This window comes from Pyramidobacter piscolens W5455 (assembly GCF_000177335.1).
Classification (GTDB): Bacteria; Synergistota; Synergistia; order Synergistales; family Dethiosulfovibrionaceae; genus Pyramidobacter; species Pyramidobacter piscolens.
This window is the reverse complement of the sequence record NZ_ADFP01000087.1, coordinates 1-3246: the sequence shown is the minus strand read 5'-3', so window position 1 is coordinate 3246 and position 3246 is coordinate 1. Positions and strand designations below refer to the sequence as shown.

Here is a 3246-nt window from a genome sequence, read left to right as displayed (position 1 = left end):
GCGCGATTTCCGCGCGCCGGCCGCATGTATTCTGCCTGTTCGAAAAAGTTCTTTTATTTCACGGCTGTCATTTAGCGGTAAAATAGGTTCGCTTTAACCGGGACCTTTTGCGTCCGGTCCATTTTTTCGAGGTGATACGATGAACGAAAACAATTCAACGGTGCGGCGCTATCTGCCAATGACGCTTGTGCTGCTGATCTGGGGTTTTATGAACGTACCGGCAACTTATGCGCTGCGTGAGATGCCGCCGCTGGAGTTGCTGCTTTTGCGCACGGCTATCGCCGTCGTCATCCTTGCTCCCCTGGCGTACGGTCGTGAGCGGCGTTTGCTGCCGGATCGCGGCGATCTGACGATCGCCGTGTTGATGGGCATTTCCGGGGTGCTGATCAACAACCTTTGTTTCTTCTACGCGATCAAGTTCACATCGCTGACAAATATCGCCATCATTTTCGCCACGTCGCCGCTGATCACGACCATCCTGGCCGCCGTTTTCCTCGGCGAAAGGCTGACGCTGCGGCGAGCCTGCGGCATCATTCTGGCGCTGAGCGGAGCGGTCTGTCTGCTCTGCAAGGGGGATCTGTCGCTGCTGGCCAATCTGTCGCTGAACAAGGGCGACCTGATGGAATTTTGCGCCTCTTTCTGCTGCTCGGTAATGACCGTGCTGGGCAAAAAGATCACAAAATCCTCGCCGATCGTGGTGACACTGTGCAACATGGCCGCGTCCTGCGTGCTGACGGCGGCGCTCATCGCCGTCGTTGGGCAGCCGATGAACCTGGCGCTGTCGGGGCGCGCCCTGGCCGGCACGCTGTACATCGGCATTCTCGGTTCGGGCTGCGCGTACGTGCTTCAGCAAACATCAATCCAGCGCATCGGCGCGGGCGCGACGGGAGCGTTCCTCAACGGTTCGCCGGTCGTCAGCATTTTCGCCGCCATGGTCTTTATGGAAGAATCGCTCTCCATGATTCAGGCCGCCTGCGCCGCCGTGATCTTCGCGGGAATTTTCCTCAACGCCGGCGGAGAGAGAAGATCTGGCAGCGTCGATTCGCAGACGAAAAGTCCAGACAGCGCCCCGTAAGTTTGGCTCCTTCCGACGCGCGCCCTATACCGACGCCTCCACGCTCCCCCGTTCTTGCAAGACGTCGATCGGAAACGGAGTGCCGCTCCGCAAGCTTCCGGAGAAAACGTCTCGCCTCTTGATTCTGCTGCGTCGTTCGGAGCATTGTTTGCCATTCTGGGGAAATATAGTAAAATGTCGTCGTGGTATCCGAAAGAATGCCACAAATTTATTAAAGAGGAGCTGTGATTCAAGATGAAAAAAATGATCCTTCTCATTCTTCTGATTGCCGCGTGTGTGCTGGGATATTACTATTACAAGGGGACAGGCCCATTCGAGAAAGCGCCTGACGGAAACGTACAGATTAATCAGGAAGTCAAGGACAAGGCGACTGAGATCAAGGACAAGGTTGTCGAAAAAGCCGAAGAAGTCAAGGAGAAAGCCGCGGAACTCACCGACAAAGCAGTCGAAAAAGCCGGGGAAATAAAGGATAAAGTGATGGATTCCATGGCCGACAAAAAAGAGGAATCCGCTCCTGCCGCAAAGTAATACTGTTTTCAATTAGAAATTTAATTGAAAAATGTCGCGCCTCCATGTAACTGCGTCGCATAGAAACATGCGCGACGCGATTTCATGCAGTTTTCGGTGCGCCTTCGACGCTATAAAATAACAGAAAACCTTCGGCTTTTTTAACGGAGGCCGGTGTAAATGCGCAATAAAGAAGAGCCTGTCTCGATTCCTCAGAAAACAATGAGGAAAAAGAGACAGGCTCTTTTAATACCGATTTCAATCGAAAACCAGTATAACATGTTATCATGGCTGCCAGTCTATGTTCGAGGTGATGAAAAATGCCCGCGAAATATGAGATTTCCCAAGAACAAAAAGCAGAAATTGAACAGGCGCGCAAGAAGAACCAACATAAGAGAATCGAATTGAAGCTGAAAGTTCCCAGCCTTCGCGCCGAGGGCAAAAGCCTGAAAGAAATCAGCGAAATTACAGATTACAACTCCATGTACGTCAGCAAGATCATCTCGAAGTTCATCCACAAAGGACTCTCATACTTCACGGAAAACCATTACGGTGGGAACCGGCGGAACATGACCTATGAACAAGAAACGGTCATCCTCGCGCCCTACCCTGAAAAAGCCGAAAAAGGACAGATCGTTTCGGTAGCGGAAATAGCCGCCGCCTATCAGAACGCCGTCAACCATGCAGTCAGCCCGACCCAGATCTATGCCGTGTTGAAACGTCGCGGCTGGAGAAAAGCCATGCCGCGCCGCCGTTTCCCCAGAAAGCGCGTGAGGAAGCCATCGAAACAGAACAACCTCTCCCGAAAAACCTTCCGTGAAAAGCTCCCGTAAGCCCGGGCGGAGAAAGCCGCGGCTCATACTTGGTTTTCGTTAAAAAAGCGCAGCCTCTTCGCCCTTTTTAGAGCGCCAAAAGCGCGTCGAAAACTGGCGCCCCGGGTACGCGCCAGCGCGGCATTTTCAATGAGTTTTTTCATTGAAAATCAGTATCGGAAGTGTGCAAGTTCATCAGCGTGCCGGCCATAATCTGCACCATGCCTCCCTACAGAGGAAATATCAGGGACCGTTCTGCGACTTTCGCCGCGGCACGCCCTCTCACGATACCTTCGGCAAGGGACTGAGCCGTCTCGATCCCCGCGTCCTGTCCGAACGCTTCAGCGCCCGGGTGAGCGAACTGTACTTCCACCTGGGGCGCATTGAGAAAAGAGAATGTCACCTCTCCAACGCCCCACGCTGGTTCGAAGACCTTGAAGACTGGCGAGGCATCGCGGGAGCGGGGTGGATCCACAACAGCCGAAACGTCAATGAGAAAACCACTACTGAAGACCATTTACTTCATCTCCAGTTTGAAAAACGTGCAGGCGAAAGACCTTTTGCGCATCACGCGAGAACACTGGGCGATCGAGAACAACCTGCACTGGATGCTGGACATGGCCTTTAGGGAAGACGACTGCCGGGCGAGAGCGAAGAACGCGGCGGAAGTGATGAACATTCTGCGAAAACTCGCTTTGCAGATGCTGAAGACCTGTGACACGTGCAAATGCGGGATGAGGAGCAAGCGCAAGCTCTGCGGGCTTGGCATCCCTAGGACTTTGCAGGTCTTGGGACTGGTACCGACGGGCGTCTTTATTTCGTAAGCGATTGACCTGATAAAGAAATGGTGCA

At 53.4% G+C, this 3246-nt stretch carries 4 protein-coding genes; all 4 read left to right on the top strand.

The window, feature by feature from the left end; genetic code table 11:
- Positions 1-139 precede the first annotated feature (139 nt).
- The 4 genes from HMPREF7215_RS08035 (at position 140) to HMPREF7215_RS12870 (ending at position 3218) form a co-directional block, all read left to right on the top strand.
- The gene (locus tag HMPREF7215_RS08035; RefSeq protein ID WP_009165303.1) at positions 140-1075 is read left to right on the top strand and encodes a DMT family transporter; all 936 of its coding nucleotides are present in this window, start codon (positions 140-142) and stop codon (positions 1073-1075) included.
- A 234-nt stretch (positions 1076-1309) separates the two neighbouring features.
- Positions 1310-1603, top strand: a complete 294-nt coding sequence (locus HMPREF7215_RS08030) for a YtxH domain-containing protein (protein ID WP_009165302.1) — start codon at positions 1310-1312, stop codon at positions 1601-1603.
- A 383-nt stretch (positions 1604-1986) separates the two neighbouring features.
- Positions 1987-2415, top strand: a complete 429-nt coding sequence (locus HMPREF7215_RS08025) for a COG3415 family protein (protein ID WP_009165300.1) — start codon at positions 1987-1989, stop codon at positions 2413-2415.
- A 362-nt stretch (positions 2416-2777) separates the two neighbouring features.
- Positions 2778-3218 carry an ISAs1 family transposase gene (locus tag HMPREF7215_RS12870; protein ID WP_009165298.1) on the top strand — a complete coding sequence of 147 codons (441 nt, stop codon included), beginning with the start codon at positions 2778-2780 and terminating at the stop codon, positions 3216-3218.
- Positions 3219-3246: the final 28 nt, after the last annotated feature.

Coding starts and splice junctions, on each gene's coding strand:
- HMPREF7215_RS08035 (WP_009165303.1), top strand. CDS start 140: ATGAACGAAAACAATTCAACGGTGCGGCGCTATCTGCCAATGACGCTT.
- HMPREF7215_RS08030 (WP_009165302.1), top strand. CDS start 1,310: ATGAAAAAAATGATCCTTCTCATTCTTCTGATTGCCGCGTGTGTGCTG.